This window comes from Belnapia moabensis DSM 16746, assembly GCF_000745835.1.
Taxonomy (GTDB): Bacteria; Pseudomonadota; Alphaproteobacteria; order Acetobacterales; family Acetobacteraceae; genus Belnapia; species Belnapia moabensis.
In genome coordinates, this window is sequence record NZ_JQKB01000014.1 from 34,668 (window position 1) to 58,747 (window position 24,080).

The window sequence follows — 24,080 nt, forward strand, 5'->3', positions numbered from 1 at the left end:
CGGTCCATTTTCGTAACAAACAGGTGAAATGCCTTACGCTTTCGCCTTCTCCAATACGCAATAGGACTGGCCGAGTGCCCGCTGGCCGGCCGGCACCGCCTCGGTTGCCGTCTCCGGGGTGACGGCGATGCTCGGTCTGTCGCCCCGCTCCATGGCGATGACGGTGAAACCGAGCCGCTTCGCCCAGAGCCGCAGGTCATCCGCATGCATGAAGACGTTGATGTGGCCGAGATAGGAGCGCTTGCGCACCCAGTCGACATTGCCTTCGAAGACGCTCCATTGCGCCTCCACGGCGAATTCGAAGAAGGAGAATATCACTCTCCCGCCCGGCGCCAGCACCCGGGCGCATTCCTGCAGGTAGACATAGGATTCCTCGTGCAGGAGATGGGTGAAGACCGAGAAGAAGGTAACGAAATCCGCCTCGCCATCGGCTAGCGGGATGCGGTTGCCCTGGCTCAGCTCCAGCCGGAAATCGGGCCGCGCCATCTTCCGGCGGCAATAATCCAGCAGTTCCGGAACCACATCGAGGCCGAGATAGCGCAGCTGCGGGTAGCGCCGCAGCTGCGCCGCCAGTCGCCCGGCGCCGCAGCCGACATCGACGACGCGGCTGTCTTCCTTCAGGCCGTGTTGCCGCAGCAGGCTGTGCTCCAGCACGCCGAAAAGCTCGAGATTGCCGCCGACCGACCGGGCGACCGCCTCATCTTCCGGGAAAGCCGCGAGATAGGCGTGGACCATGGCAGCGTAGCTCTGGACGTAGTTCAACTGGAGGCTCATGCGTGCTCCGCCCGGCGTGATCGGCTCCGGCGAGCTATCATGCAGCCCGTCGGTCGGTCCAGCATGGCAGCCGCGTTGACCCTGGCCGGCCCCGTCCCTAGCTTCCGGCCATGAGCGACGACCCCATCTTCCGTCCCAACCCTTTCCTGCAGACCGGGCTCTCGGTGCGGATCATGGACCTGTCGGGCGCCAACGGGTCCGAGCCGGTCGAGACCGTCACCGGCTTCCGCACCCTCGAACACGCCAACGCCTTCGCCCGCCGCTATGTCCGGGACAGCCTGGAGCGGTCCCGCACCGCTGGCATGACGCCGGACGAGGTGATCGCCAGCTGGTTCGCCTTTGGTGAGGATGCCGAGGTGCAGGGCGCCGGCGAGCAGGCCTGGACCAGCGCCACGGAACTCGCCGACTTCGCCGCCCAGCCGGTGCGCGATGCCGAGGACCGCAATTGGCGCGCTCTCGACCCACGCCGCGACGAGAACGAGGACGATGAGGAGGAGGCGTGAGGCTTCACGCCGCCCGCTGCGGGGATTATGGCGATCCGGATGAGGAACGGCCGGATGCCGTCGCGGTCCGTGCCCGGATCGAGGATGTGCGGGCCGCGACCGGCTCCACCGAGGAAATGAGACAGATGGTTCGCAGCGTCGGCGACTATATCCGCATCCCCGCCCATCGCAGGGCGCAGGCCGCAACCATGGCGCCCGAGCCGCAGGGCCGCCGCGCATGAAGCTCCGCTTCGCCCCCTCGCCGACCGGGCTGCTGCATGTCGGCAATGCTCGCGCCGCGTTGGTGAACTGGCTCTTCGCCCGGCAGCGCGGGGGCACGGTGCTGCTGCGCCTCGACGATACCGACCTGGAACGCTCCAAGGCCGAGTATGCCGAGGCTCTGCAGGAGGATCTTCGCTGGCTCGGCCTCGATTGGGATGAGAGCTTCCGCCAGTCCGACCGCCTGCCGCTCTATGCCGTGGCGGCCGAGCGGCTGAAGGCCTCCGGTCATCTCTATCCCTGCTTCGAGAGCGAGGAGGAACTGCGCTACAAGCGGGAGCTCCGCCTCAAGCAGGGCCGCCCGCCGCTCTACGACCGCGGTGCGCTCAAGATGACGCCGGAGCAGTACGAGCGGGCGCTGGCCAATGGCAAGCAGCCCTATTGGCGCTTCAAGCTGAGTGGCCTACAGCGCGAGTGGCAGGACGGCGTGCTCGGTCGGCGGGTTGTGAAGCTTTCGGCCATCTCCGACCCGGTGCTGGTCCGCGCCGACGGCTCGCCGCTCTACACCTTCACCTCGGTGGTGGACGATCTCGACAGCAAGGTGACGCATGTCATCCGGGGCGAGGACCACGTCACCAATACCGGCGTCCAGCTCGATATCTGGGAGGCGCTCGGCGGCCGGCCGGAGGCGCTCTCCTTCGCCCATCTGCCGCTGCTGACCGATGCGGATGGCGGGCCGCTCTCGAAGCGCCTCGGCAGCCTCTCGCTCCGCCAGCTGCGGCGGGATGGGGTGGAGCCGGCGGCGCTGGCCGGCTACCTCGCCGCGCTCGGCACCTCGACCGACCCGGCGCCGGGGATGCCGGCGGAGCTTGTGCCGGGCTTCGCAATGACTGCCATCTCGCGCTCCGCAGCGCGCTTCGACGTGCAGCAGCTCCTGGCGCTCAACCGGAAGCACCTGCACGAACTGCCCTTCTCGGCGGTGCAAGCGCAACTGCCCGCCGGGGCCGACGAGGAATTCTGGCTCGCCGTGCGCGGCAATCTCGACCTGCTCGGTGAGGCGAAGTCCTGGTTCGAGGTGGTGCGCGGCACCATCGTTCCGCCGGTCCAGCCGGGGGAGGGGGAGTTCCTCCGTACCGCCCTTGCCGCCTTGCCGCCGGAGCCCTGGGACACCGGCACCTGGGGCATCTGGACCGAGGCGCTGAAACAGGCCACCGGCCGCAAGGGCAAGGCGCTCTTCCTGCCGCTCCGCCTGGCCCTCACCGGCGAGGATCATGGCCCCGACCTCAAGGAACTGCTGCCCTTGATCGGGCGGGAGCGGGCGGCGTCGCGCCTCGGGCTCGGCGCCGAGGGTTGAAAGCGCGGCAGCAGGCGGCCTAGAATGTCAGCCATGTTCCAGGCCTGTCGCTGCCGCTGCTGAACCTCTCCCGCCCGCGGGCTCGGCCCGCGGCCTCAGCCGCGTGCCTTTTGCGACGATGGACCCCCTGATGACCCAGCTCCACCTGCATAATAGCCTGACGCGCGCGAAGGACGAATTCGCGCCGATCGATCCCGGCCATGTGCGGCTCTATGTTTGCGGGCCAACGGTCTATGACCTAGCGCATCTCGGCAATGCACGGCCGGTGGTGGTGTTCGACACGCTCGCCCGGCTGCTGCGGCGCCTCTTCCCGCGCGTCACCTATGTCCGCAACATCACCGATGTGGACGACAAGATCAACGCACGTGCGGCCGAGAGCGGCGAGCCGATCGGTGCCATCACCGCCCGCACCGTCGCCGATTTCCATGCCGACATGGCGGCCCTCGGCGCCCTGCAGCCGGATGAGGAGCCGCGGGCGACGCAGTCCATCGCGCCGATGATCGCGCTGATCGAGCGGCTGATCGGCCGGGGCCATGCCTATGCGGCCGAGGGGCATGTGCTATTCAGCGTGCCTTCCTTCTCCGAATACGGCGCCCTCTCCGGCCGCAGCCCGGATGAGCTGGTGGCTGGCGCCCGCGTGGATGTCGCCCCCTATAAGCGGGACCCGGGCGACTTCGTCCTGTGGAAGCCCTCCGATACGGCAACGCCCGGTTGGGACAGCCCTTGGGGCCGTGGCAGGCCGGGCTGGCATATCGAGTGCTCCGCCATGTCCTGGCAGGCTCTAGGTGAGGTCTTCGACATCCATGGCGGCGGGCATGACCTGATCTTCCCGCACCACGAGAACGAAGTGGCGCAGAGCCGCTGCGCCTTCGGCACGCCGCGGATGGCGAATGTCTGGCTGCATAACGGCATGTTGCGCGTCGACGGCGAGAAGATGTCGAAGTCGCTCGGCAATTTCCTCACCGTGCGCGACATCCTGGCCCGCGGCGCCTGGGCGGGCGAGGCCTTCCGCCTGCTGCTGCTGCGCACCCATTACCGGGCCGATCTCGACTTCACCTTTGCCGGGCTCGATGAGGCAAAGGCGGAACTGGACGATGGCTATTCCATGCTTGCCCGCGCCGTCGCGCCCGCCGATGGGCACGAGCTGACGCGGGACGCCATGGTGGACTGGGCGCTGGAGCCGCTGCTCGACGACCTCAACACGCCGTTGGCGCTCGCCCGGCTGCGGGATCTTCGCACGCTCGAGAACGTGGCGAGCGTCGGCGGCAGCGCGACCGCGGTGCTGCACCGCATCGGCAAGCCCTGGCCCGTGGTGGCGGGGCTGGCGGCCGAGGCCTTTCGCGAGGCGGCTTCGGTGCTCGGCCTTTACCCCTCGGAGCCCGCCGCTTGGCTGCGCGGTGGCGAGGATACGGGTTGGGTCGAGCAGGCCATCGCCGACCGTCTCGCCGCCCGCACGGCGCGCGACTTCGCCGAGGCCGACCGTATCCGTGACGACCTGAAGGCCAAGGGCATCCTGTTGGAGGATGGTCCGCAAGGCACGACCTGGCGGCGGGCGTGATCGGGTCCGATGGCCGGAGGGCGCAGGCGCAGCCGAGCACGGGAGGTCTGAGTCGGACCCGATGGCACTGACCGCCGAGGACTGGATGGATGCGCTGAAGCGCATCGCCCTGACCGACCCGAAGCGCGCCTGGTTCCGCGCCCATCTCGATGCGCCGGGCTGCAGCGCGAGTGAGGCTGCGCTGGCTGCCGCCGCCGGCCAGCCCATCGCCGAGTACCGGGCGCTCGCCGCCGAGCTGGCCGCAGCGTTGGAAACCGACCTGCCGGAGGAGCCGCTGGCCCTGGTGGCCGAGCCGGTTGGGGAGGGGGCTTGGCGCCTCCGGGCGCCGCTCGCCTTCGCCCTTGGCATTCACCGCGTCGTGCCCGATGCCTGGACTCGTGGCGGCAAGCCGGCGGCGAAGCTGGAACCGGCGGCGGGCGAAAGCCCCGTCGTCATCCTCGTCCGCCCGCAGCTCGCCGAGAATATCGGCACCACGGCCCGCGCCATGGCGAATGGCGGGCTGTTCCACCTCCGCCTGGTCGCCCCGCGCGATGGCTGGCCGCAGGATCGCGCCTGGCGTACCGCCTCCGGTGCGGACGCCATCCTCGAAGCGGCCCAGGTCTTCCCGGATGTGCCGAGCGCCATCGCCGATTGCCACCGCGTCTTCGCCACCTGTCCGCGGCCGCGCCACATGATCAAGCCGCTGCGCACCGCCCGTGCCGCCGCGGAGGATGTGCGCGAGGTAAACGAGCGCGGCCTGCGCTGTGCCGTGCTCTTCGGCCCGGAGCGTGCAGGTCTCGAGGCCGACGACATGGCCTATGCCGATACGCTGGTCCGCTATCCGCTGAACCCGGCGCATATGTCGCTGAACCTAGCCCAAGCGGTGATGATCTTCGCCTATGAGTGGTGGACGGCGCGGGAGATCGCGCCGCCCCGGCGCCTCGTCACCAATGGCACTGCGGTGGCGAGCAAGGGGCTGCTGGAAGCCTTCCTCAACCGGCTGATCAGCGAGCTCGACGCCTCCGGCTTCCTCGAGCCTGAGAAAAAGCGAGCCAACATGGTCCGCAACCTGCGCCACTGGTTCGAGCGCGGCGAGGTGACGGAACAGGAACTCCGCACTCTGCATGGCGTGGTGACGGAGCTGTCCCAAGGGCGGATGCGCCGCGGGCGTCCGGACCTCGACCAGGGCTGATCGCGGCAGGGCGGACCCGCCCGAAGGCGTTAATCAGCCCTGCGCACTCATATCGGCTTGCCCTCGCTCCGGGCCCAGTCATCGCCCATCAGCGCGTTGCTGGGCAGGGTCTTGTCGACGACCTTGCGCGCGGCGTCGACGCCGGCGACCGGCAGGTCCTTCGGGTCGAGCAGCCCGACCTGCACCAGCACCGAGGCCTGGTCCCAGTAGATGTGCTCGTGCACCAGCTTGTCGTCCTGGAATTGAACGATGGCGACCAGCGCCACCTCCACCCGACGACCAGTGGGCGGGATGCCGGGCAGCATCCAGTCGATTCCGGAGGTATGGGTGAAGCGGAACAGCATCTCGTCGACGATACTGCTCTCGCCGACGGTGCGGCTGATCGGCACCAACTCGGTATCCGGCGGGTTGGCGCCGATGAAGTGGTATTTGTAGAAGCGCTTGAGCTGGTCATGCCCGACGCCGCCGGTCATGGTCGGGACGTGGTTCACATAGGGCTCGGCCACCATGGAGGCCATGGTCGCCTCCACGTCGCGGGTCTCGAACTCGTAGCGGCAATGCGCTTCCCAGAGCGCGACGAGGTCATGGCCGGGCATCACCTAGCCTCCTTGATGCGGTCATTGCGGGTCCGGCAGCCGGTTCGCCAGCTTCCGCGCCAGGGCATAGCCAAGCAGTCCGGCGACGGGCGCCGCCGGGAGCACCAGCAGCCAGCCGATATGCACGTTCTGCACGACAAGGCCGAGCCCGATGCCGAGCATCAGCCCGCCGACGAGGCTGCCGACCACGCCGGCGGTCAGACCGAGGATGAGGATGTCCGCGCGTGTTACCATGGACAGGGAATAGGCAGCCGCTCTGGGGTTTGACAAGCCGGGGCCCGTGCTTCTATACGCGCGCCTCTTCCTGGGAATGTGGACGCAGCTTCGGGCTGTGCGCCCGCTCTTGCCCATACTGGGCCTGGGCCTACCGGGACAACATCGCTAGCGGAAGGCCGCATCCGGAAACCGGGGCGGAACGCACCAGCCTATGACCAAGCGTCTCGAATCCAAGTACAAGATCAACCGCCGCCTCGGGGTCAATCTCTGGGGCCGGGCCAAGAGCCCGATCAACAAGCGCGAAACCATCCCCGGCCAGCATGGCGCCCGCCGCAAGCAGAAGCCGACCGACTTCGGCGTCCAGCTGATGGCGAAGCAGAAGCTGAAGGGCTACTACGGCAATATCGGCGAGAAGCAGTTCCGCAAGTATTATGAGGAGGCCGTGCGCCGCAAGGGCGACACCTCCGAGAACCTCATCGCCCTTCTTGAGCGCCGGCTCGACTGCGTCGTCTACCGCATGAAGCTGGCGGTGACGCCTTTCGCGGCGCGGCAGTTCGTCAACCATGGCCATGTCACGGTGAACGGCAAGCGGCTCAACATCCCCTCCTATCAGGTCAAGGACAACGACCTGATTGAGGTGAAGGAGAAGTCGAAGCAGATGACCGTGGTGCTGGACGCGGTCCAGAGCGGCGAGCGCGACGTGCCGGAGTATCTGGAGATCGACCACCGCGCCATGCGCGGCCGCTTCGTCCGGGCACCGAAGCTCTCCGACGTACCCTATCCGGTGCAGATGGAGCCGAACCTGGTCGTCGAGTTCTACTCGCGGTAACCCACAGGGGCCGGGTCGCAAGACCCGGCCCTTCTTGTATCAACGGCTGGGATGCTCCAGGCGGAAGCCGACGCCCAACCGGTTCCACAGGTTGATCATCCCGATCAGCGTCGTCAGCGCGACGAGCTCCGCCGGCGAGAACTGCTCCGCCGCCGCGGCATAGTCCGGGTCGGGCGCACCGGTCTGCGGCAGCAGGGTCAGCGCCTCCGTCCAGGCCAGCGCTGCCCGCTCCTGCGCCGTATAGAGCGAACTTTCCCGCCAGGCAGAGAGCAGCAACAGCCGCTCCGGCGTCTCGCCGGCCTTCATCGCATCCCGGCTGTGCATGTGGATGCAGTAGGCGCAGCCATTGATTTGCGAGGCGCGGGTCTTCACCAGCTCCATCAGCCCGTGCGGCAGACCGCTCTGGCGAATCTGCATCTCCAGCGCGATCAAGGCCTTGTAGAGGCCCGGATTAGCGTCAGGCGGGTTCAGTCTCTGGCTCATCAATACGTCCCTTCGGTTCGGCGGGCGGAGAGGCCGCCCGCTACCCCAAGAACGCGCCTGCCCCGCCGCTTGTGACGGCCGCCGGCAAAAATCCACGCAGCTTGTCAGGATTGCGGATCAGATAGAGCGATCGGATGCGGCCCCCTGCCACCTCGGCGCCCAGCGCCCCCCAAGGTGTCCCGTCGAGGAAAAGGGCAAGGCCCGGCTGCCCGTTGAAGACCACCGGCCACGCTTCAATCTCCGCCGGGGGCTTTCGCCACACGCCAAGGGCGAAGCGCGTTACCTTGCCCGCGCCAAGAATTGGGTTGAGCGCCGCCCGTGCCTTGCCGCCGCCATCTGTCAGCAGCCGGGCATCCTCGGCCAGCAGGCGGGTGAGCCGTGCCGCATCGCCAGAGCGGGCTGCCGCCATGAAAGCTCCGAGGAGCCGCCGATGCGCCGCCGGGCTCGCTGGTTGCCGCGCCGGCCCTGCCTCCCGCAGCCGCTCCCGGGCCCGGTGGAGCAGCTGGCGACAGGCCGCCTCCGTCCGCCCGAGCGCCGCGGCGATTACCCCATACTCCGCCCCGAAGGCATCCCGAAGCAGCAGCGCTGCCCGCTCCGGCGCCGAGAGCCGCTCGAGCACCAGCAGGAAAGCGATGGAGAGGTCAGCTGCGCGATCCAGACGCCGGTCGGGCGCCGCGGTCGCGGGTGGTGCCGGTACTTCCTCCAGCCAGGGCTCCGGCAACCAGGGGCCCGGATAGTCGCGCCGCGCCGCCTCGCTCCGCCGCAGCCGGTCGAGGCAGAGCCGCGTCACCACCGTCACCAGCCAGGCAGAGGGATCGGCGATGCCCTCGGCGCCTTGCCAGCGGATCCAGGCGTCCTGGACGACCTCCTCGGCCTCGCCTGTCGCGCCGAGCATACGGTAGGCGAGGGCCAGCAGCCGCGGCCGCTCGGCGAGGAAAGGGTCGAGCCTGTCCCGCTGCTGCATCCGCCTTCCTCCGCTGCCAAAGTGCCGAGCATGCCCCGATTCCAACCGCTGCTAAATCTCATCCTCCCCGCCCTGCTACCCCTCGCCGGAGTGCTCGCGAGCCTCATCGGTACCGGCCACCCACTCTGGGCGATGCAGACCATCCGGACGCCGGTGGTGCCGGCACCCTATGCCTTCTCGATCTGGGGGCCGATCTTCGCCCTGGCTCTGGCCTGGGGCATCTGGCAGACGCACCCCGCGCGACGCGCCGATCTGCGCCTCGCCCGGCTGCGTGGTCCCGCGGCGGGGGCCTTCGCGCTGATGCTGCTCTGGATGGTCGTGGCGCAGCTGACGCCGAATGGCTGGCACCTGCTGGCAATCATCCTCGCCCTGCTGGTCGCGGCACTGATGGCTTTCTTCCGCGCCGCAGCGCTGCCCGCGACGGGGGGCGGCTGGCGCTGGATCGCCCGTCCGCTCTTCGGCCTACTGGCGGGCTGGGTCTCCGCCGCCAGCATCGTCAACCTCTCCGGCGCGGCGGCGACCGAGGGCGTGACCTGGGGCGGGACCGACCCGGCCCTGGTGGCGATGGGGCTTATCCTGCTTGCCGCCTGGATCGGCGGCGCCGTGCTGCGCCGGAGCCACGGCGACCTTTGGTATGCCGGCGCGCTGCTCTGGGCGCTGATCGCCATCGTCATCGCCAACGCGGCGCTGCCGGCGGTCGCCATCACCGCCGGCCTCGGCATGCTGATCGTCGCGGTGGCGGCGTATCTAGCCCGGATACGCCACGAACGGCCCATGTAGCGGCCGCGGCAGCAGCGGCAGGGCATGCGCCGCTGCCAGCAGCAATGCCCGCTTTGGCGAGGGGGCCGCCGCCACCGAGGCCCGCAGGCGCCCGAGCCCCGCCGCGCGGTCGCCATGGCGGATCAACTCCCGCCCGACGATCCAGGCATTCTCCGCCTCCGCCCGCCGCCGCGTCCGCGCCAGGCGCTGCGGGCCGAGCCGCTCCGCCAGCAGCGGATTCGCATAGATCGCTGCCATCGCCGGGGCGAAGGCCGCCGGGTCATGCGCCATCCGGCGATAGGCGCTGCCCTGCCGCTCGCGGACGAAGAGCACCGGCTCCGCCTCCTCGACCGCGATGAAGGGACCCTGCAAGGCGAGGCGAATCCAATATTCCCAGTCCTCGCCATAGCGGAGATGCGGCAGGAACGGCCCGGCGGCGGCGATCGCCTCCCGCCGGATCAGCAGATGCCCGCCATTAACGAAGAGATTCTGCACCAGCAACCGCTCCAACAGGTCGCCGGAAAGGGCAGGGGTGCCCTTCAGCCGCAGGGGCGGGTCGCCGGGCTTCGCCGTCTCGGCCATCACCGCATAGGCGCCATGGGCGGCGATGGCGGCCGGCATCGAGGCGAGGGCGACCATCAGCCGCTCCAGCGCATCGGGAGCCAGCCAGTCATCAGCATCGAGGAAGAGCACCGCCTCGCCCCGCGCCTCGGCGATCGCGCGGCTGCGGGCGGCGGAGACGCCGGCATTCTCCTGCCGAATCAGGCGGATGCGCTTGTCGGCTCGTGCCTCCACCACCTCCGCCGTGCCGTCGCGGGAGCCGTCATCGACCACGATCATCTCCCAGTCGGTGAAGGTCTGGGCGAGGACGCTGTCCAGCGCAGCACCGACATACCGGGCCACGTCGAAGGCCGGCGTCAGGACGGAGACGGCTGGGGCAGGGGTGACGAGATCGCGCATCATTCCCCTCGGGTGACACGGGAATGCTCGGTGCGGGGATCACGCCTGCGCGGAGTCTCGCCCTTGTGTCCTCTGGTGGAAGACTGATCCTGATCAAGGACGGGCGCTGGCCCATGGTCCAGGCTGCGATAATGCTGGCATCCTGTCTCCACTCCCTCGACGCGCTCGGCCCGGACGGGCTGCCGGCGTTGATGGGGGCGCTCTTCCTCACCGGCTTCGCTGGCGGCGCCAGCCATTGCGCGGCGATGTGCGGACCCTTCGTGCTGGCGCAGATGGCGACGGGCGGCAGCCAAGGCGGCGGACGGCTGGCGCGGCTCTCTGGGGCGTTGCTGCTGCCCTATCACCTCGGGCGTGGGCTCGGCTATGGGGCGCTCGGTGCAGTGGGCGGTGGCTTCTCGGCCGCGGCAGCGCATCTGCCCGGGCTCGGCCTGATGCCGCCGCTACTGCTCGGCTTGGCGGGGCTGGCGATGCTGGCCCGGGCGGTGCCGGCGCTGGCGGCACGTCTGCCGCGGGGCGGGTTCGGTGGGCTGATCACCCCACGGCTCGGGCGACTGCTCGAAGGGCCGGGCGCCAGCCGCGCCTTCCTGCTCGGCCTGTTGCTCTCCGCGCTCCCCTGCGGGCTCCTCTATGCAGCGCTGGCGGCGGCTGCGGCGAGCGGCAGCGCGCTCGCCGGGGCGCTCGCCATGTTGGCTTTCGTGCTGGGCACCGTGCCGGCGCTGGTGGCGCTCGCTCTCCTCGGCCGCTTTTTCCGCCGCCGCGCGGAGCCGTTGCTCCGTCGCGTTGCGCCGCTGCTCTACGGCTTCAACGCCCTGGTGCTCCTGGCGCTCGCCCTGCGGCTGGCTTAACGGACGACCAAGTCCCGGTAGGCATGCCAGGTCGCATGGCCGACCAGCGGCAGCACCACGACAAGGCCCAGGAAGAAGGGCACCAGCGCCAGCCCGGTGAAGAGCACGATCAGCCCGGCCCAGAGCGCCATGGCGCGGCTGTTCTCCATCACCGCCTGCAGGCTGATCGTCACCGCCTCCAGCCAGGCGATGTCGCGGTCGACCAGCATCGGCAGTGAGACGGCGGCGAGGGCGAAGCTGCCCGCCGCCAGCAGGCAGCCGATGCCGGTGCCGGTGACGAGGAAGGGCAGCAGCGCCTCCGACTGCAGCATCGCCATCGGCAGTTGCGCGAGCGAGGGCAACGCCACGCCACCAAAGAAGAGCGCGAAGAGCAGCCCCGCGACGCGCACCCAGAACAGGTGGATGATGAGCAGCAGTACGCCCATCATGGCGATCTGTGGCCGGAAGGCCTGCATCGCCTGGTGCAGCGTGACCGTCTCGCCCAGCTCGGCGCGGCGCGAGACCTCGTAGAGCGGCGTGGCGAGCAGCGGAGCAAGGATGAAGAAGCCCGCCGTCGCCGGCAGGATCGCCCATGGCGCTCCCAACTCGAACAACAGCAGCGACAGCACCCAGCCGAAGAGGGCGAGCGCCGCGCCAAGGCTGAGGCTGATAGCCCGGTGCGCCATCATGTCCCGCCAGCCGAGGGTGATCCACACCCAGGGCCGGTCGCTCGCCACGCGGCGCACACGGCTCCGCAGTGGGACGTTGAGCGCTTCGATCGGCATTCTTCCATCCTCAACCGCGGCCTGCCCGAGCCTAAGCATGAATGCCGGCGCGGGACCTTGATCGGGATCAAGGACGCCCAGGCCCGATCGGGCGAGGTTGTGCCGATGCCGGGGACCCATCGACCGCCCCGGTCCGGAGATGTGTCGCATGGCAGCGATTGCCGCCCCTATCCCCACCGAGCCTGACGTCGAGGCGCCGGTCCGCGCCTTCGCCATCGCCACGGTGTTCTGGGGTATCGCGGGCTTCCTAGCCGGCGTGGTGATCGCCGCGCAGCTCGCCTTCCCCCTGCTCAACCTCGACCTGGAATGGACCACCTTCGGGCGGCTCCGCCCGCTGCACACCAGCGCGGTGATCTTCGCCTTTGGTGGCAACGCGCTGATCGGAACGAGCCTCTTCATCGTCCAGCGCACCTGCCGCGCACGGCTCTTCGGCGGCGAGGAGATGGGCTGGTTCCTGTTCTGGGGCTACCAGTTCTTCATCGTGGCGGCGGCCGTAGGCTACCTGTTCGGCGTTACCCAGGGCAAGGAGTACGCCGAGCCCGAGTGGTACGTGGACCTCTGGCTGACGCTGGTCTGGGTCACCTACCTCGTCGCCTTCGGCGGCACGATCCTGAAGCGCCGCGAGCCGCATATCTACGTGGCGAACTGGTTCCTGCTCGCCTTCATCATCACCGTCGCCATGCTGCACATTGTCAACAACTTGGCGCTGCCGGTGGGCGATGGCGTGGGCAAGTCCTACGGCATGGCGTCCGGCGTGCAGGATGCGATGATCCAGTGGTGGTACGGCCACAACGCGGTGGGCTTCTTCCTGACCGCCGGCTTCCTGGGGATGATGTACTACTTCATCCCGAAGCAGGCGGGGCGACCGGTCTATTCCTACCGGCTTTCCATCGTGCATTTCTGGTCGCTGATCTTCCTCTACATCTGGGCCGGCCCGCACCACCTGCACTACACCGCGCTGCCGGACTGGGCGCAGACGCTGGGCATGGTCTTCTCGATCATGCTGTGGATGCCCTCCTGGGGCGGCATGATCAACGGGCTGATGACGCTGTCGGGCGCCTGGGACAAGCTGCGCACCGATCCCGGCCTGCGCTTCTCCGTCACCGCCGTCGGCTTCTACGCCATGGCCACCTTCGAGGGGCCGGTGATGTCGATCCGCGCGGTCAACAGCCTCTCGCACTACACCGACTGGACCATTGGCCACGTCCATAGCGGCGCCTTGGGCTGGAACGGCTTCATCATCTTCGGCGCGCTCTACTGGCTGATCCCGGTGCTGTGGAACAAGAAGCTCTACTCGGAGCGGCTGGTCTCCTGGCACTTCTGGGTCGCGACCATCGGCATCGTCCTCTACATCACCGCCATGTGGGTCAGCGGCATCATGCAGGGGCTGATGTGGCGCGCCTATGACGAGCACGGCTTCCTGCAATACGCCTTCGTCGAGACCGTTGCGGCGATGCATCCCTACTACGTCATCCGCATGCTGGGCGGCGTGCTCTACCTGAGCGGCGCGCTCATCATGGCTTGGAACATCTACCGCACCGTGACGGCAGGGAAGGAGGAGGCGCCGGCCGCGCTCCCCGCCGCCCTGCCGATGGCCGCCGAGTAAGGAGGGGCCGCGCCATGAAACGCTTCACCCATGCGCTGATCGAGAAGAACCTCATCCTTCTCGGCGTGCTCACCCTGCTGACGGTCGCCATTGGCGGCCTGGTGCAGATCGTCCCGCTCTTCCTCGTCGAGACCACGATCGAGCGCGTGCAGGGCATCCGCCCCTACACTCCGCTCGAGCTGATGGGCCGCAACATCTATGTGCGCGAGGGCTGCTACCTCTGCCACAGCCAGATGGTCCGCCCCTTCCGCGACGAGTCAGAGCGCTACGGCCATCACAGCCTGGCGGCCGAGAGCATGTACGACCATCCCTTCCAGTGGGGCAGCAAGCGCACCGGGCCGGACCTCGCCCGCGTCGGCGGCCGCTACTCGGATGACTGGCACGCGGCCCATCTCCGCAGCCCGCGCGAGCTGGTGCCGGCCTCGGTGATGCCGCCCTATGCCTTCCTCGACCGGCCGCTCGATGCCGAGGCGATCCGCGCCCATCTCCGTGCCCAGCGCGGCGTCGGCGTGCCCTACAGCGACGAGATGGTCGCCGAGGCGGCGAACGACCTCGCCACCCAGGCGACGCCCGAGGCCGACGCCTCCGGCTTCAGCCGCCGCTACCCGAATGCCCGCCAGGCGGCCTTCGACGCCGACCCCAAGGTGGTGACGGAGATGGATGCGCTGATCGCCTACCTGCAGATGCTCGGTACCCTCGTCCGCTTCTCGGACGTGACGCCTGACCAGCTGCGCCAGCCCTGAGGAGCGCCTGATGGATATCCAGCGCCTGCACGAGATCCTCTCGACCATCTGGGTGGTCTGGTTCGTGCTCCTCTTCACCGGGATTCTGGCCTGGGTGCTGCGCCCCGGCAGCCGCGAGGCCGCCAGCCGGCACGCCGCCATCCCGCTCCGCGACAGTCAGCCCTGAAAGCCAGGACCATGGCAAAGCAGACCGAGTCCAATGCCGCTACCGGCGTCGCAACCACCGGCCATGAATGGGACGGCATCCGGGAACTCGACAACCCGATGCCCTCCTGGTGGCTCTACACCTTCTACGCGACCATCGCCTTCGCCCTGGTGTGGGTGGTGTTCTACCCAGCGCTGCCCTTCGTGCGCGGCCTGCTCGGCAATACCGCGCGCGGCGACCTCGCCGCGGTGATGACGACCGAGCAAGCCAAGGCGGCGCCGATGCTGGCCCGCCTCCGTGACGCGACGCCGGAAGCGATTTCTGCCGAGCCCGAGCTGCGTACCTTCGCGCTGGCCGGCGGCCGCATCGCCTTCGCCAATAGCTGCGCCGGCTGCCATGGCGCGGGCGGGCAGGGCGCGTCGGGCGGCTTCCCGAGCCTTGCCGATGACGACTGGATTCATGGCGGCAGCCTCGAGGATATCCGCACGACCATCCGCCACGGCGTCCGCAACGGCGAGGCTGCCGAGGCGCGCGGCACTTCCATGCCCGCCTTCCTGCAAGCCGGGCTGACCATGCCGCAGATCGGCGACCTCGCCGAGCACGTCCTCTCGCTCTCCGGCGCCGGCCCGATCAATGCGGCGGGTGCCGCGCTCTTCGCCGATAACTGCGCCGCCTGCCATGGCGAGCGCGGCGAGGGTAACCGGCAGGTCGGCGCGCCGCGGCTGAACGACAGGATCTGGCTCTATGGCGGCGACAAGGCCTCGGTCATGCGGAGCATCGCCTATTCCCGCGCCGGCGTGATGCCGGCCTGGGAAGGCCGGCTCGACGCGGCGACGATCAACATGCTCACCGTCTACGTCCACGCGCTCGGCGGCGGGGAGCGCTAGGGGACCCGTCATGCCCGATATCGGACCGCCCCCGGCCTCGCTCTATGCCGCGCACCGCAAGGTCTACCCGCGCGCGGTGCAGGGGCGGGTGCGCCGCGCCAAGTGGGCGGTGCTCGGCATCCTGCTTGGTCTCTACTACCTGGTGCCGTGGCTGCGTTGGGACCGTGAACCGGGCGTGCCCGACCAGGCGGTGCTGGTCGACATGCAGCATGCGCGGCTTTTCTTCTTCTGGATCGAGCTCTGGCCGCAGGAGGTCTATTTCCTCACCGGCCTGCTGATCCTCGGCGCCATCGGCCTCTTCGCGGCGACCTCGCTCTTCGGCCGCGTCTGGTGCGGCTTTGCCTGCCCGCAGACCGTCTGGACCGATCTGTTCCTCTGGGTGGAACGCCGTATCGAGGGCGACCGCAATGCGCGGATGAAGCGCGATGCCGGCCCGCCCTCGCGCGACCGCAGCCTGCGCCGCCTTGCCAAGCATGGCGTCTGGCTCGGCATCGCCGCGGTGACCGGCGGCGCCTGGGTGATGTATTTCCAGGACGCGCCAACGCTGGTGCGCGATCCGCTCGGCGCCTCGATGGAGACCTGGTTCTTCTTCGCCCTCTTCACCGCGACGACCTACGTGCTGGCCGGCTTCGCCCGCGAGCAGGTCTGCACCTACATGTGCCCCTGGCCGCGCTTCCAGGGGGCGATGCTGGACCAGGACAGCCTGGTCGTCACCTACCGCGACTGGCGCGGCGAGCCGCGCGGCAAGCCGAGGGATGCCGGCTCCGGCGACTGCGTCGATTGTAGCGCCTGCGTGCAGGTCTGCCCGACCGGCGTCGACATCCGCGAGGGCCAGCAACTCGGCTGCATTGGCTGCGGCCTTTGCATCGATGCCTGCGACGACGTCATGCGGAAGCTTCACCGCCTGGAGGGGCTGATCGGCTTCGAGACCCTGGCCAACCTCGCCGCCAGCACCGCCGCGGCGGCGGAGCTGGTACCGGGCCCCGCACGGCAGGCCGCCGGCATGGCCGCGCGGCGCCCGCTCCGCCTGCTGCGGCCGCGCGTGGTGATGTATGCCGGCGTGCTTTCGGCCGTTGTCACCGTCATGCTCGGCGCGCTGCTGCTGCGGGAGACGCTCTCCCTCACCGTGCTGCCGGAGAGGGCACCGCCCTTCGTCCGCCTCTCCGATGGCGGCATCCGTAACGCCTACCTGCTCAAGCTGGCCGACAAGAGCCGCGAGGGCGGCCGCTACACGCTGGTGCTTGAGGAAGCGCCAAGCCTGCGGCTGCTGGTGCAGGATGTGGCGACGGATGCCGCCGGCCGCCCGCTGCTGCCGGTGCAGGGCGACGGCGTCGCCAGCTTCCGCGCCCTCGTCACCGCCCCGCAAGCGACCGAGCGCCAGCCCATCCGCTTCCGCCTGCTCGATGCCGTCGGCCGCCCCGTCGCCGCGGCGGAGGGCGTCTTCCTGGGACCGCAACCATGACCGTCCGCAGCTTCGACCACGCCCGTGGCCGCTGGATCCCGTGGGTCTTCGTCGGCATGATGCTGCTGGTGATCGGCGTGAACGCCGTGCTGATCACCTCGGCCGTGCGCAGCTTCACCGGCACCACCACCGGCCGTTCCTATGACCGAGGCCGCGCCTACAACCACATCATCGCGGAGGCGGAGCGCCAGGCGGCGCTTGGCTGGATGGCGCATGTCACGCTCTCTGACGGCGCCCTCTCCGTCGCCGTGGCGGACCGCGCGGGCGTGCCGGTCGAGGGCCGGCTCATCGGCCTGCTGCTTCGTCCGCTCGATGGCCGGACCGTGCAGCTCGACTTCACCGAGGTGGCACTAGGCCGCTGGCTCGCCTCCGCCCAGCCGCCCGCGGCCGGCCAGTGGGAGGCGCGGCTCACCCTGCGCGACGCCGCCGGCCGGCATCTCGACATTCGCCAGAGGGTGATTGTGCCATGAGCGTCATCGGCCGCATCGCCATCCCCGCCGCCGCCTGTGCTCATTGCGGCGCGACGGTGGCGCTCGACGCCCGGTACTGCTGCGCTGGCTGCGAGGCGGCGCATGGGCTGGTGGAGGGCCTCGGCCTCGACGACTTCTACCGCCGGCGCAGCGCGGCCGATGGCGCGCTGCGGCCGGATGCCGCGCCGCCGGTGCCGCTCGCCACCGCGGCCGTCGCGGAGGCGCCGGAGCTCTGGCGGCTCGACCTGATGGTCTCTGGCCTACGCTGCGGCGCCTGCGTCTGGCTGGTTGAGCAGGCCCTGGCCGCCGAGCCGGACATGCTCGCCGCCCGCGCCGCGCTGACGACGCGCCGCCTTACCCTCCGCTGGCGGGGCGCGCAGGGGAGGGCGGAGGATTTCGCCGCCCTTCTCGGCCGCCTCGGCTTCCGCGCCGTGCCCTTCACCCCCGCCTGCCTCCGCGCCGCCGACGACGCCGAGACGCGCAGCCTGATCCGCGCCCTCGGCATCGCCGCCTTCGGGGCGATGAACGTCATGCTCGTCTCCGTCGCCGTCTGGGTGGGCGACGACATGGGCGCCGAGACGCGCGGCTTCATGCATTGGCTGGCCGCGCTGATCGGCCTGCCGACCATCGCCCTTGCCGGCCTGCCCTTCTATCGCTCCGCGCTGGCCGCGCTGCGGGCGCGGCGGACCAACATGGATGTGGCGATCAGCCTTGGCGTGCTGGCGACGGCGGCGATGTCGCTCTCCGAGGCTTGGCGCAACGGACCCTTCACCTGGTTCGACGGGGCGACGACGCTGCTTGCGCTGTTGCTGGCCGGGCGGCTGCTCGACCGTACCGCCCGCGGCCGCGCCGGCCGTGCCGTCGCCGAATTGCTTGCCTTGCAGGACGGCATGGTGCGCCGCCTGGCGCCGGATGGTTGCACCGAGGATGTCTCCACCGGCGCCGTGCGGCCCGGCGAGCGCATCCTGCTCGCCGCCGGCGAGCGGTTGCGGCTGGATGCGGTGCTGGAGGATGCGCCGGGCCTCTTCGACCTCGCCGCGACGACGGGCGAGAGCCTGCCGCGGCCCGTCACCCCAGGCGCGGCGGTGATGGCCGGCGCAGTCAATATGGGCGCGCCGGCGGTGCTGCGGGTGACGGCGGCGGCGGCGGAAGGCTCGCTCGCCGCCACGGGGCGGCTGCTGGAGCAGGCGGCGGCGGCGCGCGGGCGCTTCGTCACCCTCGCCGACAAGGCGGCGCGGCTCTACGTGCCGACGGTGCTGGTCATCGCGGCTGGCACCTTCCTCGGCTGGTGGCTCGGCGCCGGGCTTGGCTGGCAGGCGGCGCTGGTGCCGGCGGTCGCGGCGTTGATCGTCACCTGCCCCTGCGGCCTCGCCATCGCGGTGCCGGCGGTGCAGGTGGTGACGGTGGGGGCGCTGTTCCGACGCGGCGTGCTGGTGACCTCGCCGACCGCGCTAGAGCGGCTGGCTGGCATCGACCATGTGGTGCTCGACAAGACAGGCACCCTGACCTGCGGCACGCCGTGCCTGCTGCCCGGCGACTGGACGCCGCAGGATCTGCGCGCCGCCGCCGGCCTCGCCCGCGGCAGCCGGCACCCGCTGGCCCGCGCCCTGCTCGCCGCCTGCCCCGAGGCGCCGCTGCGCCGCGATGCGGTGGAGCATCCCGGCCAGGGCATGGCTGCCGGCGCCGCCCGCCTCGGCAGCGCCCGCTTCTGCGGCGTGGCGGCGAAGGGCGACACGCCGGTGCTTTGGTTCACCGAGGGCGGCTCGGAGCCTGTTGCCTTCCGCTTCGCCGATGCCCTGCGGCCGGATGCTCGGGCCGCGGTCGAGGCGCTGCGCAGCCTCGGCCTGCCGGTGGAGATTCTGTCGGGCGATGCGCCCGCCGCGGTCGCCCGCGTCGCGGCGGAACTCGGCATCGAGGTCTGGGAGGGCGGGGTCATCCCCGAGGCCAAGCGGGCCCGAATCGCCGAGCTGCGCGCTGCCGGCCGACATCCGCTGATGGTCGGTGACGGCATCAACGATGCCGGGGCCCTGGCCCTGGCCCATGCCGCAGTCGCCGCCCCCGGGGCGCAGGACTTGGCTCAGGTCGCGGCCGACCTCGCGCTGCGCGGCGAGGCGCTGCTCGCCCTGCCGGAGGCGCTCCGCGCCGCCCGCCGGGCCCAGGCATTGGCACGGCAGAACATCGCCTTCAGCCTCGCCTACAACCTGGTGGCGGTGCCGGCGGCGGTTGCTGGACTGGTGACGCCGCTCGGCGCGGCGGCGGTGATGGCCAGCTCCTCTCTCGTCGTGATCCTCAATGCATTGCGCGCGGAAAGGCTCGGCCGATGGATGCCCTGATTGCCCTCGTTCCCGTCGCCCTGGCGCTCGGGCTGCTCGGCCTCCTCGGCTTCCTCTGGGCGCTGCGCAGCGGCCAATACGAGGATCTCGATGGCGCCGGCGCCCGCATCCTCTTCGACGACACCAAGCCCACCGAAAGGCAACCCCGATGATCCCGAGCCGCGTCTTCTTCCTCATCCTCTCCGGGCTGATCGCCGTGGTCGGCCTCTTCGCCGCCGCGGCGGCGCATGACTACCTGCAGACCTTCGGCCTCGGCCTCTTCGGCTTCGGGACGCTCTTCGCGCTCGGCTGCGTCAAACGGCATTTCGACGAGCACGACGCGACGCACTGAACCGTCAGTGCGCGCTTCCGCCACTCGCCAGCGACTCGATCTCCGGCATGTCGAGCAGCCGGACCGTGCCGCGCATGGGCTCCTGCAGCAGCCCGGCGCGGCGGAAGCCGGCGAAGACGCGGCTGACGCTCTCGATCGTCAGACCGAGGTAATCGCCGATATCGGCCCGTGTCATCGGCAGGGCCAGCTCGGTGCCGGAGGCGCCGTTGCGGCGGGCGGCATCGCGCAGCATGAGCAGGAAGGCGGCCACCCGTCCCTCCGAGCTGCGCTGCGCCATGGCGGCAAGCTGCTCCTGCGCCGTCGCCAGATCCTCGGCGCAGAGTTCGAGCAGGCGATGGCTGATGCCGGAGCAGCCGCGGCTCATCGCCTCCAGCTTGCCGCGGTCGATGCGGCAGACGGTCGCATTGCACACCAGTTCGGCATCGCAGGGGTAGCGGTCGCGGGCGGTGTAGCCGATCAAGTCGCCGGGGAAGCGGAAGCCGATGATCTGCTGCCGCCCATCCGGCAATGTCCGCAGTAATTTGGCCGCGCCATCGACCAGGGTGAAGACGGCATTCGCCCGGTCACCCTCCCGGAAGACGGCACCGCGCGCCGGCAAGCGGATAAGGGACGAGGCATCGGAGAGGACGTGCTGATCCTGCTCCTCCAGACCGTGGCAAAGGCCACGGAAGGAGCCGGCACAGCTCCCGCACAGGGCGGCAAGGTTCTGCCGCACGCTTAGGGGGGCTGAAGGGCCCAATGGACTTCTCCCGGGTTCCAGATGCAAATCTGAGCGCTCGCCTTGCAGGATGCAAGCACGGTTTCGTGAGCGGCTCATCTGGGGACGGGACAGCCCCGCGGTCCCACCCCCAGACCCTTACAGCGCCCTGTTGCGTCAGGCTGCCCGCAGCACCCGCCCGGCTACCGCATCCAGCTTCGCCAGCATGGCAGGGTCGCGCTTTTCAGGCGCAGTGATCAACGCATGATCGAGCGCCCGGTCGCACCCAGCGGGGCAGGGGCCTCGCGGCATGCCGAGCTTCGGCACCACCGCCTTCACCAGCGCCCGCGCCTTGTCGGCATTGCCGAAGAGGACCTTCACGACCTGGTCGACCGTGACATGGTCGTGGTCCGGGTGCCAGCAGTCGAAATCCGTGACCATGGCGACTGTGGCGTAGCAGAGCTCCGCCTCGCGGGCGAGCTTCGCCTCCGGCATGTTGGTCATGCCGATGACGCTGCACCCCCAGGACCGGTAGAGCTCGCTTTCCGCCTTGGTGCTGAATTGCGGCCCCTCCATGACGAGATAGGTCCCGCCGCGTGTGACCGGCAGGCCAAGGCCCCGCGCCGCGCCTTCCACCGCATCGCCGAGCCGTGGGCAGACCGGATGCGCCACCGAGACATGCGCCACGCAGCCGGTGCCGAAGAAGCTTTTCTCCCGCGCGAAGGTGCGGTCAATGAACTGGTCGACGATGACGAAATGCCCGGGCGGCAAATCTTCCCGCAGCGAGCCGACGGCGGAGAGGGAGAGGATTTCGGTGACGCCTGACCGCTTCAGCGCGTCAATATTTGCCCGGTAGTTCAGCGCCGAGGGCGGCGTCGGGTGCCCCCGCCCATGGCGTGGCAGGAAGACGCAGCGCACCCCGGCGAGCCGGCCGAAGAGCAACTCATCCGAAGGCTCGCCCCAGGGCGTCTCCACCCGGCGCCACTCGCGCTCCTCCAGTCCATCGATGTCATAGAGGCCGGAGCCGCCGATGAGGCCGATGACGGGTTCGATCATGTCGGGCATGGGATGCATCTCCGGAAGGTGGAGCGGCTTTTGAGCCAGGGCGGCGGCGGGATCAACCGTCGGCGATGGCCGGGCGGCGGAAGCCGGTTCATGCTGCCCCGCATCATGCCGATCGGAGTAGCACCCATGACCGCCCGCCTCGCCTGCCTTCTGCTCCTGCTCGGCGCCTGCAGCCCAAAGACGACCCCGATGGAAAGCAGCCACATCGAGCGCGGCACCGCCCTGCCGCCGCCCGACCTCGCCGTGACACCGGCCCGCTGAATTGCGAAGGGCCGCCCGAGGGCGGCCCTTCCAGTATCTCCGGCGCGGCCGGCCTCAGTGCACGTCGCGCCAGACCTTGCGCTTCACCGCATAGGCGAGGCCGCCGAGGATGGTGAGGAAGATAATGATCTTCACCCCCATCGCCTTTCGCTCCTCGAGCTCCGGCTCCGCCGCCCAGGTCAGGAACTGCGTCACATCGGTCACCATCTGGTCGACCGTCGCCCGCGTACCGTCATGATACTCGACCTGCCCGTCCGAGCTGATCGGCGCCGGCATGGCGATCTGGTGGCCAGCGAAGTACTTATTGTAATGCATGCCGTCGGCGATCTGCATGCCGGCCGGCGGGTCGCCATAGCCCATCAGCAGGGCGTGGATATAGTCCGCCCCGCCCTCGCGTGCCTTGGTAATGACCGAGAGATCGGGCGGATAGGCGCCGTTATTGGCCGCCCGCGCCGCCTGCTCATTGGGGAAGGGGCTCTTGAACCGGTCGGAGGCGCGGCCGGGCCGCTCCACCATCTGGCCCTCGTCATTCGGCCCGTCCATAACCTGGACTGTCGCCGCGATGCCCGCCACCTCGGCCTCAGAGAGGCCGAGCTGCCGCAGGTTGCGGTAGGAAAGCAGGTGCATCGAATGGCAGCCCGAGCAGACTTCCTTGTAGACCTGGAAGCCGCGCTGCGCCGAGGCGCGGTCGAAATGCCCGAACAGCCCGTCGAAAGAAAAGCGAGTGTCCGGCAGGCTGACTCCTTCGCCGGCGGCAAGGGCGGGCGTTGCCCCCGCCATCAGGCCGAGGCCAAGGACCAGCGCCCGGAGGCTACGGAAAGCGGGCATGTCAGGCCTTCTCCATCGGCTTGCTCATGGCGCCGGCGGGCAACGGCCCACCGCCGCGCAGCACCGGGCGGGCGATGCTCTCCGGCAGCGGGAGCGGCCGCTCCAGCCGCCCGAGCAGCGGCAGGATCACCAGGAAGTACAGGAAATAGTAGGCTGTGCAGACCCGGGCGATGGTGACGAAGGGCTCCTCCGGCGGCTTGCCGCCGACATAGAGCAGCACCAGGAAGGCGACGCACCAAACGATGAAGAAGGGCCGCGCCAGCGGGCGGAACCGCATGGAACGTACCGGAGAGGTATCCAGCCAAGGCAGCACGAAGAGGATGGCGATGGAGCCGAACATCAGCACCACGCCGCCGAGCTTGTCGGGCACCGCACGCAGGATCGCGTAGAAGGGCAGGAAGTACCATTCCGGCACGATATGCGGCGGCGTCACCAGCGGGTTGGCCGGGATGTAGTTGTCCGCATGGCCCAGCACGTTCGGGAAGAAGAACACCAGGACCGCGAAGACGATGAAGTAGACGACGAGGCCGACGCTGTCCTTCGCCGTGTAGTAGGGGTGGAACGGCACCGTGTCCTGCGGCCCCTTAGGGTCGATCCCGAGCGGGTTGTTGGAGCCGGTGATGTGCAGCGTCGCCACATGCAGGAAGACGACGCCGAGGATCAGGAACGGCATCAGGTAGTGCAGGCTGTAGAAGCGGTTGAGCGTCGGGTTGTCGACGCTGAAGCCGCCCCAGAGCCAGGTCACGATGCTTTCGCCGACGAACGGGATGGCGCTGAACAGGTTGGTGATGACCGTCGCGCCCCAGAAGGACATCTGGCCCCAGGGCAGCACGTAGCCCATGAAGGCCGTCGCCATCATCAGCAGGAAGATGACCACCCCAAGCATGAAGAGCAGCTCGCGCGGCGCCTTGTAGGATCCGTAGTACAGGTTCCGGAAAATGTGGATGTAGACCACGATGAAGAACATGCTGGCGCCGTTGGCGTGCGCGTAGCGTAGCAGCCAGCCGTAATTCACGTCGCGCATGATGCGCTCGACGCTGTCGAAGGCCAGACCGGTATGGGCGGTGTAGTTCATCGCCAGGAAAATGCCGGTGGCCATCATGATCAGCAGGTTGACCAGAGCCAACGCGCCGAAATTCCAGAAGTAGTTGAAGTTACGGGGCGTGGGGAACGTCCCGTACTCCTTTTGCACCATGGTGAAAACAGGAAGGCGGGCATCGACCCAGCGGATGACCGGGTTCTTGAACTCGCTCTTATGAAGGCCAATGGCCATGGGTG

The 24,080-nt window shown here is 69.4% G+C and carries 29 protein-coding genes; 18 read left to right on the forward strand and 11 right to left on the reverse strand.

What is annotated here, in order from left to right:
- Positions 1-33: 33 nt before the first annotated feature.
- Positions 34-774: a class I SAM-dependent methyltransferase gene (locus EP26_RS11435; RefSeq protein ID WP_052389063.1), complete on the reverse strand. Its 741-nt coding sequence runs from the start codon at positions 772-774 to the stop codon at positions 34-36.
- 110 nt (positions 775-884) lie between these two features.
- On the opposite strand from EP26_RS11435, the gene EP26_RS11440 reads away from it, so the two are divergent.
- The 5 genes from EP26_RS11440 to EP26_RS11460 all read left to right on the forward strand — a co-directional run bounded on the left by EP26_RS11440 (position 885) and on the right by EP26_RS11460 (position 5,558).
- Entirely contained in the window at positions 885-1,277 is a 393-nt protein-coding gene (locus tag EP26_RS11440; protein ID WP_043338664.1) for a hypothetical protein, read from the forward strand.
- Entirely contained in the window at positions 1,274-1,498 is a 225-nt protein-coding gene (locus EP26_RS11445) for a hypothetical protein (protein ID WP_043338665.1), read from the forward strand. The genes EP26_RS11440 and EP26_RS11445 overlap by 4 nt, the downstream gene beginning before the upstream one ends.
- Positions 1,495-2,829 carry a glutamate--tRNA ligase gene (gltX, locus tag EP26_RS11450; RefSeq protein ID WP_043338666.1) on the forward strand — a complete coding sequence of 445 codons (1,335 nt, stop codon included), beginning with the start codon at positions 1,495-1,497 and terminating at the stop codon, positions 2,827-2,829. The genes EP26_RS11445 and gltX overlap by 4 nt, the downstream gene beginning before the upstream one ends.
- Before the next feature lie 130 nt (positions 2,830-2,959).
- Positions 2,960-4,387 (forward strand): cysteine--tRNA ligase, encoded by a 1,428-nt coding sequence (cysS, locus tag EP26_RS11455; RefSeq protein WP_043338667.1) that lies wholly within the window; start codon positions 2,960-2,962, stop codon positions 4,385-4,387.
- Between the two features lie 358 nt (positions 4,388-4,745).
- Positions 4,746-5,558 carry an RNA methyltransferase gene (locus EP26_RS11460; protein WP_052389085.1) on the forward strand — a complete coding sequence of 271 codons (813 nt, stop codon included), beginning with the start codon at positions 4,746-4,748 and terminating at the stop codon, positions 5,556-5,558.
- Positions 5,559-5,605: 47 nt separating this feature from the next.
- On the opposite strand, the gene EP26_RS11465 is transcribed toward EP26_RS11460, so the two are convergent.
- Positions 5,606-6,154 (reverse strand): ester cyclase, encoded by a 549-nt coding sequence (locus tag EP26_RS11465; RefSeq protein ID WP_084112467.1) that lies wholly within the window; start codon positions 6,152-6,154, stop codon positions 5,606-5,608.
- Positions 6,155-6,175: 21 nt separating this feature from the next.
- The gene (locus EP26_RS11470) at positions 6,176-6,388 is read right to left on the reverse strand and encodes a hypothetical protein (RefSeq protein WP_043338668.1); all 213 of its coding nucleotides are present in this window, start codon (positions 6,386-6,388) and stop codon (positions 6,176-6,178) included.
- Positions 6,389-6,581: 193 nt separating this feature from the next.
- Between EP26_RS11470 and rpsD the strand changes: the two genes are divergently transcribed.
- The gene (rpsD, locus tag EP26_RS11475) at positions 6,582-7,199 is read left to right on the forward strand and encodes a 30S ribosomal protein S4 (RefSeq protein ID WP_043338669.1); all 618 of its coding nucleotides are present in this window, start codon (positions 6,582-6,584) and stop codon (positions 7,197-7,199) included.
- 39 nt (positions 7,200-7,238) lie between these two features.
- Here the strand turns inward: rpsD and EP26_RS11480 are convergent, their stop codons facing one another.
- The gene (locus tag EP26_RS11480) at positions 7,239-7,682 is read right to left on the reverse strand and encodes a carboxymuconolactone decarboxylase family protein (RefSeq protein WP_043338670.1); all 444 of its coding nucleotides are present in this window, start codon (positions 7,680-7,682) and stop codon (positions 7,239-7,241) included.
- A gap of 40 nt (positions 7,683-7,722) precedes the next feature.
- Positions 7,723-8,646, reverse strand: a complete 924-nt coding sequence (sigJ, locus tag EP26_RS11485) for an RNA polymerase sigma factor SigJ (protein ID WP_043338671.1) — start codon at positions 8,644-8,646, stop codon at positions 7,723-7,725.
- A 30-nt stretch (positions 8,647-8,676) separates the two neighbouring features.
- Here sigJ and EP26_RS11490 point away from each other — a divergent pair, with 30 nt between their 5' ends.
- Complete coding sequence (locus tag EP26_RS11490; RefSeq protein WP_043338673.1) at positions 8,677-9,426, forward strand: hypothetical protein; 750 nt, start codon at positions 8,677-8,679, stop codon at positions 9,424-9,426.
- On the opposite strand, the gene EP26_RS31870 is transcribed toward EP26_RS11490, so the two are convergent.
- A complete protein-coding gene (locus tag EP26_RS31870; protein ID WP_169747385.1) occupies positions 9,394-10,365 on the reverse strand; it encodes a glycosyltransferase family 2 protein in 972 nt (323 codons plus the stop codon). The two genes, EP26_RS11490 and EP26_RS31870, sit on opposite strands and share 33 nt — an antisense overlap.
- A 131-nt stretch (positions 10,366-10,496) precedes the next feature.
- On the opposite strand from EP26_RS31870, the gene EP26_RS11500 reads away from it, so the two are divergent.
- The gene (locus tag EP26_RS11500; protein ID WP_245624372.1) at positions 10,497-11,210 is read left to right on the forward strand and encodes an urease accessory protein UreH domain-containing protein; all 714 of its coding nucleotides are present in this window, start codon (positions 10,497-10,499) and stop codon (positions 11,208-11,210) included.
- Here the strand turns inward: EP26_RS11500 and EP26_RS11505 are convergent.
- Positions 11,207-11,974 (reverse strand): DUF2189 domain-containing protein, encoded by a 768-nt coding sequence (locus tag EP26_RS11505; protein ID WP_052389066.1) that lies wholly within the window; start codon positions 11,972-11,974, stop codon positions 11,207-11,209. The genes EP26_RS11500 and EP26_RS11505 overlap by 4 nt on opposite strands.
- A 148-nt stretch (positions 11,975-12,122) precedes the next feature.
- On the opposite strand from EP26_RS11505, the gene ccoN reads away from it, so the two are divergent.
- The 9 genes from ccoN to EP26_RS11540 are packed head-to-tail and all read left to right on the forward strand — an operon-like array spanning position 12,123 to position 19,951.
- The gene (gene ccoN, locus EP26_RS11510) at positions 12,123-13,580 is read left to right on the forward strand and encodes a cytochrome-c oxidase, cbb3-type subunit I (protein ID WP_052389067.1); all 1,458 of its coding nucleotides are present in this window, start codon (positions 12,123-12,125) and stop codon (positions 13,578-13,580) included.
- 14 nt (positions 13,581-13,594) lie between these two features.
- The gene (gene ccoO, locus EP26_RS11515) at positions 13,595-14,323 is read left to right on the forward strand and encodes a cytochrome-c oxidase, cbb3-type subunit II (RefSeq protein ID WP_043338675.1); all 729 of its coding nucleotides are present in this window, start codon (positions 13,595-13,597) and stop codon (positions 14,321-14,323) included.
- Between the two features lie 10 nt (positions 14,324-14,333).
- Entirely contained in the window at positions 14,334-14,489 is a 156-nt protein-coding gene (locus tag EP26_RS33020; RefSeq protein ID WP_084112468.1) for a cbb3-type cytochrome oxidase subunit 3, read from the forward strand.
- An 11-nt stretch (positions 14,490-14,500) separates the two neighbouring features.
- A complete protein-coding gene (gene ccoP / locus EP26_RS11520; RefSeq protein WP_043338677.1) occupies positions 14,501-15,355 on the forward strand; it encodes a cytochrome-c oxidase, cbb3-type subunit III in 855 nt (284 codons plus the stop codon).
- A gap of 10 nt (positions 15,356-15,365) precedes the next feature.
- The gene (gene ccoG, locus EP26_RS11525) at positions 15,366-16,817 is read left to right on the forward strand and encodes a cytochrome c oxidase accessory protein CcoG (RefSeq protein WP_043338678.1); all 1,452 of its coding nucleotides are present in this window, start codon (positions 15,366-15,368) and stop codon (positions 16,815-16,817) included.
- Entirely contained in the window at positions 16,814-17,287 is a 474-nt protein-coding gene (locus tag EP26_RS11530) for a FixH family protein (RefSeq protein WP_043338679.1), read from the forward strand. The genes ccoG and EP26_RS11530 overlap by 4 nt, the downstream gene beginning before the upstream one ends.
- Positions 17,284-19,620 carry a heavy metal translocating P-type ATPase gene (locus EP26_RS11535; protein WP_043338680.1) on the forward strand — a complete coding sequence of 779 codons (2,337 nt, stop codon included), beginning with the start codon at positions 17,284-17,286 and terminating at the stop codon, positions 19,618-19,620. The genes EP26_RS11530 and EP26_RS11535 overlap by 4 nt, the downstream gene beginning before the upstream one ends.
- Complete coding sequence (gene ccoS, locus EP26_RS33025) at positions 19,608-19,772, forward strand: cbb3-type cytochrome oxidase assembly protein CcoS (protein ID WP_084112469.1); 165 nt, start codon at positions 19,608-19,610, stop codon at positions 19,770-19,772. Before EP26_RS11535 ends, ccoS begins: the two co-directional genes overlap by 13 nt.
- Entirely contained in the window at positions 19,769-19,951 is a 183-nt protein-coding gene (locus EP26_RS11540) for a hypothetical protein (protein WP_043338681.1), read from the forward strand. Before ccoS ends, EP26_RS11540 begins: the two co-directional genes overlap by 4 nt.
- Before the next feature lie 4 nt (positions 19,952-19,955).
- Here EP26_RS11540 and EP26_RS11545 read toward each other — a convergent pair whose 3' ends face one another.
- Positions 19,956-20,690: a Crp/Fnr family transcriptional regulator gene (locus tag EP26_RS11545; protein ID WP_169747386.1), complete on the reverse strand. Its 735-nt coding sequence runs from the start codon at positions 20,688-20,690 to the stop codon at positions 19,956-19,958.
- A gap of 135 nt (positions 20,691-20,825) precedes the next feature.
- Positions 20,826-21,713, reverse strand: a complete 888-nt coding sequence (locus EP26_RS11550) for an S-methyl-5'-thioadenosine phosphorylase (protein ID WP_157033497.1) — start codon at positions 21,711-21,713, stop codon at positions 20,826-20,828.
- A gap of 90 nt (positions 21,714-21,803) precedes the next feature.
- On the opposite strand from EP26_RS11550, the gene EP26_RS11555 reads away from it, so the two are divergent.
- Positions 21,804-21,974 (forward strand): hypothetical protein, encoded by a 171-nt coding sequence (locus tag EP26_RS11555; RefSeq protein WP_157033498.1) that lies wholly within the window; start codon positions 21,804-21,806, stop codon positions 21,972-21,974.
- A gap of 54 nt (positions 21,975-22,028) precedes the next feature.
- On the opposite strand, the gene EP26_RS11560 is transcribed toward EP26_RS11555, so the two are convergent.
- On the reverse strand, positions 22,029-22,802 hold the full coding sequence (locus tag EP26_RS11560) for a cytochrome c1 (protein ID WP_043338685.1): 774 nt from the start codon (positions 22,800-22,802) through the stop codon (positions 22,029-22,031).
- 1 nt (position 22,803) lies between these two features.
- On the reverse strand, positions 22,804-24,075 hold the full coding sequence (locus EP26_RS11565; protein WP_043338686.1) for a cytochrome b: 1,272 nt from the start codon (positions 24,073-24,075) through the stop codon (positions 22,804-22,806).
- Positions 24,076-24,080: the final 5 nt, after the last annotated feature.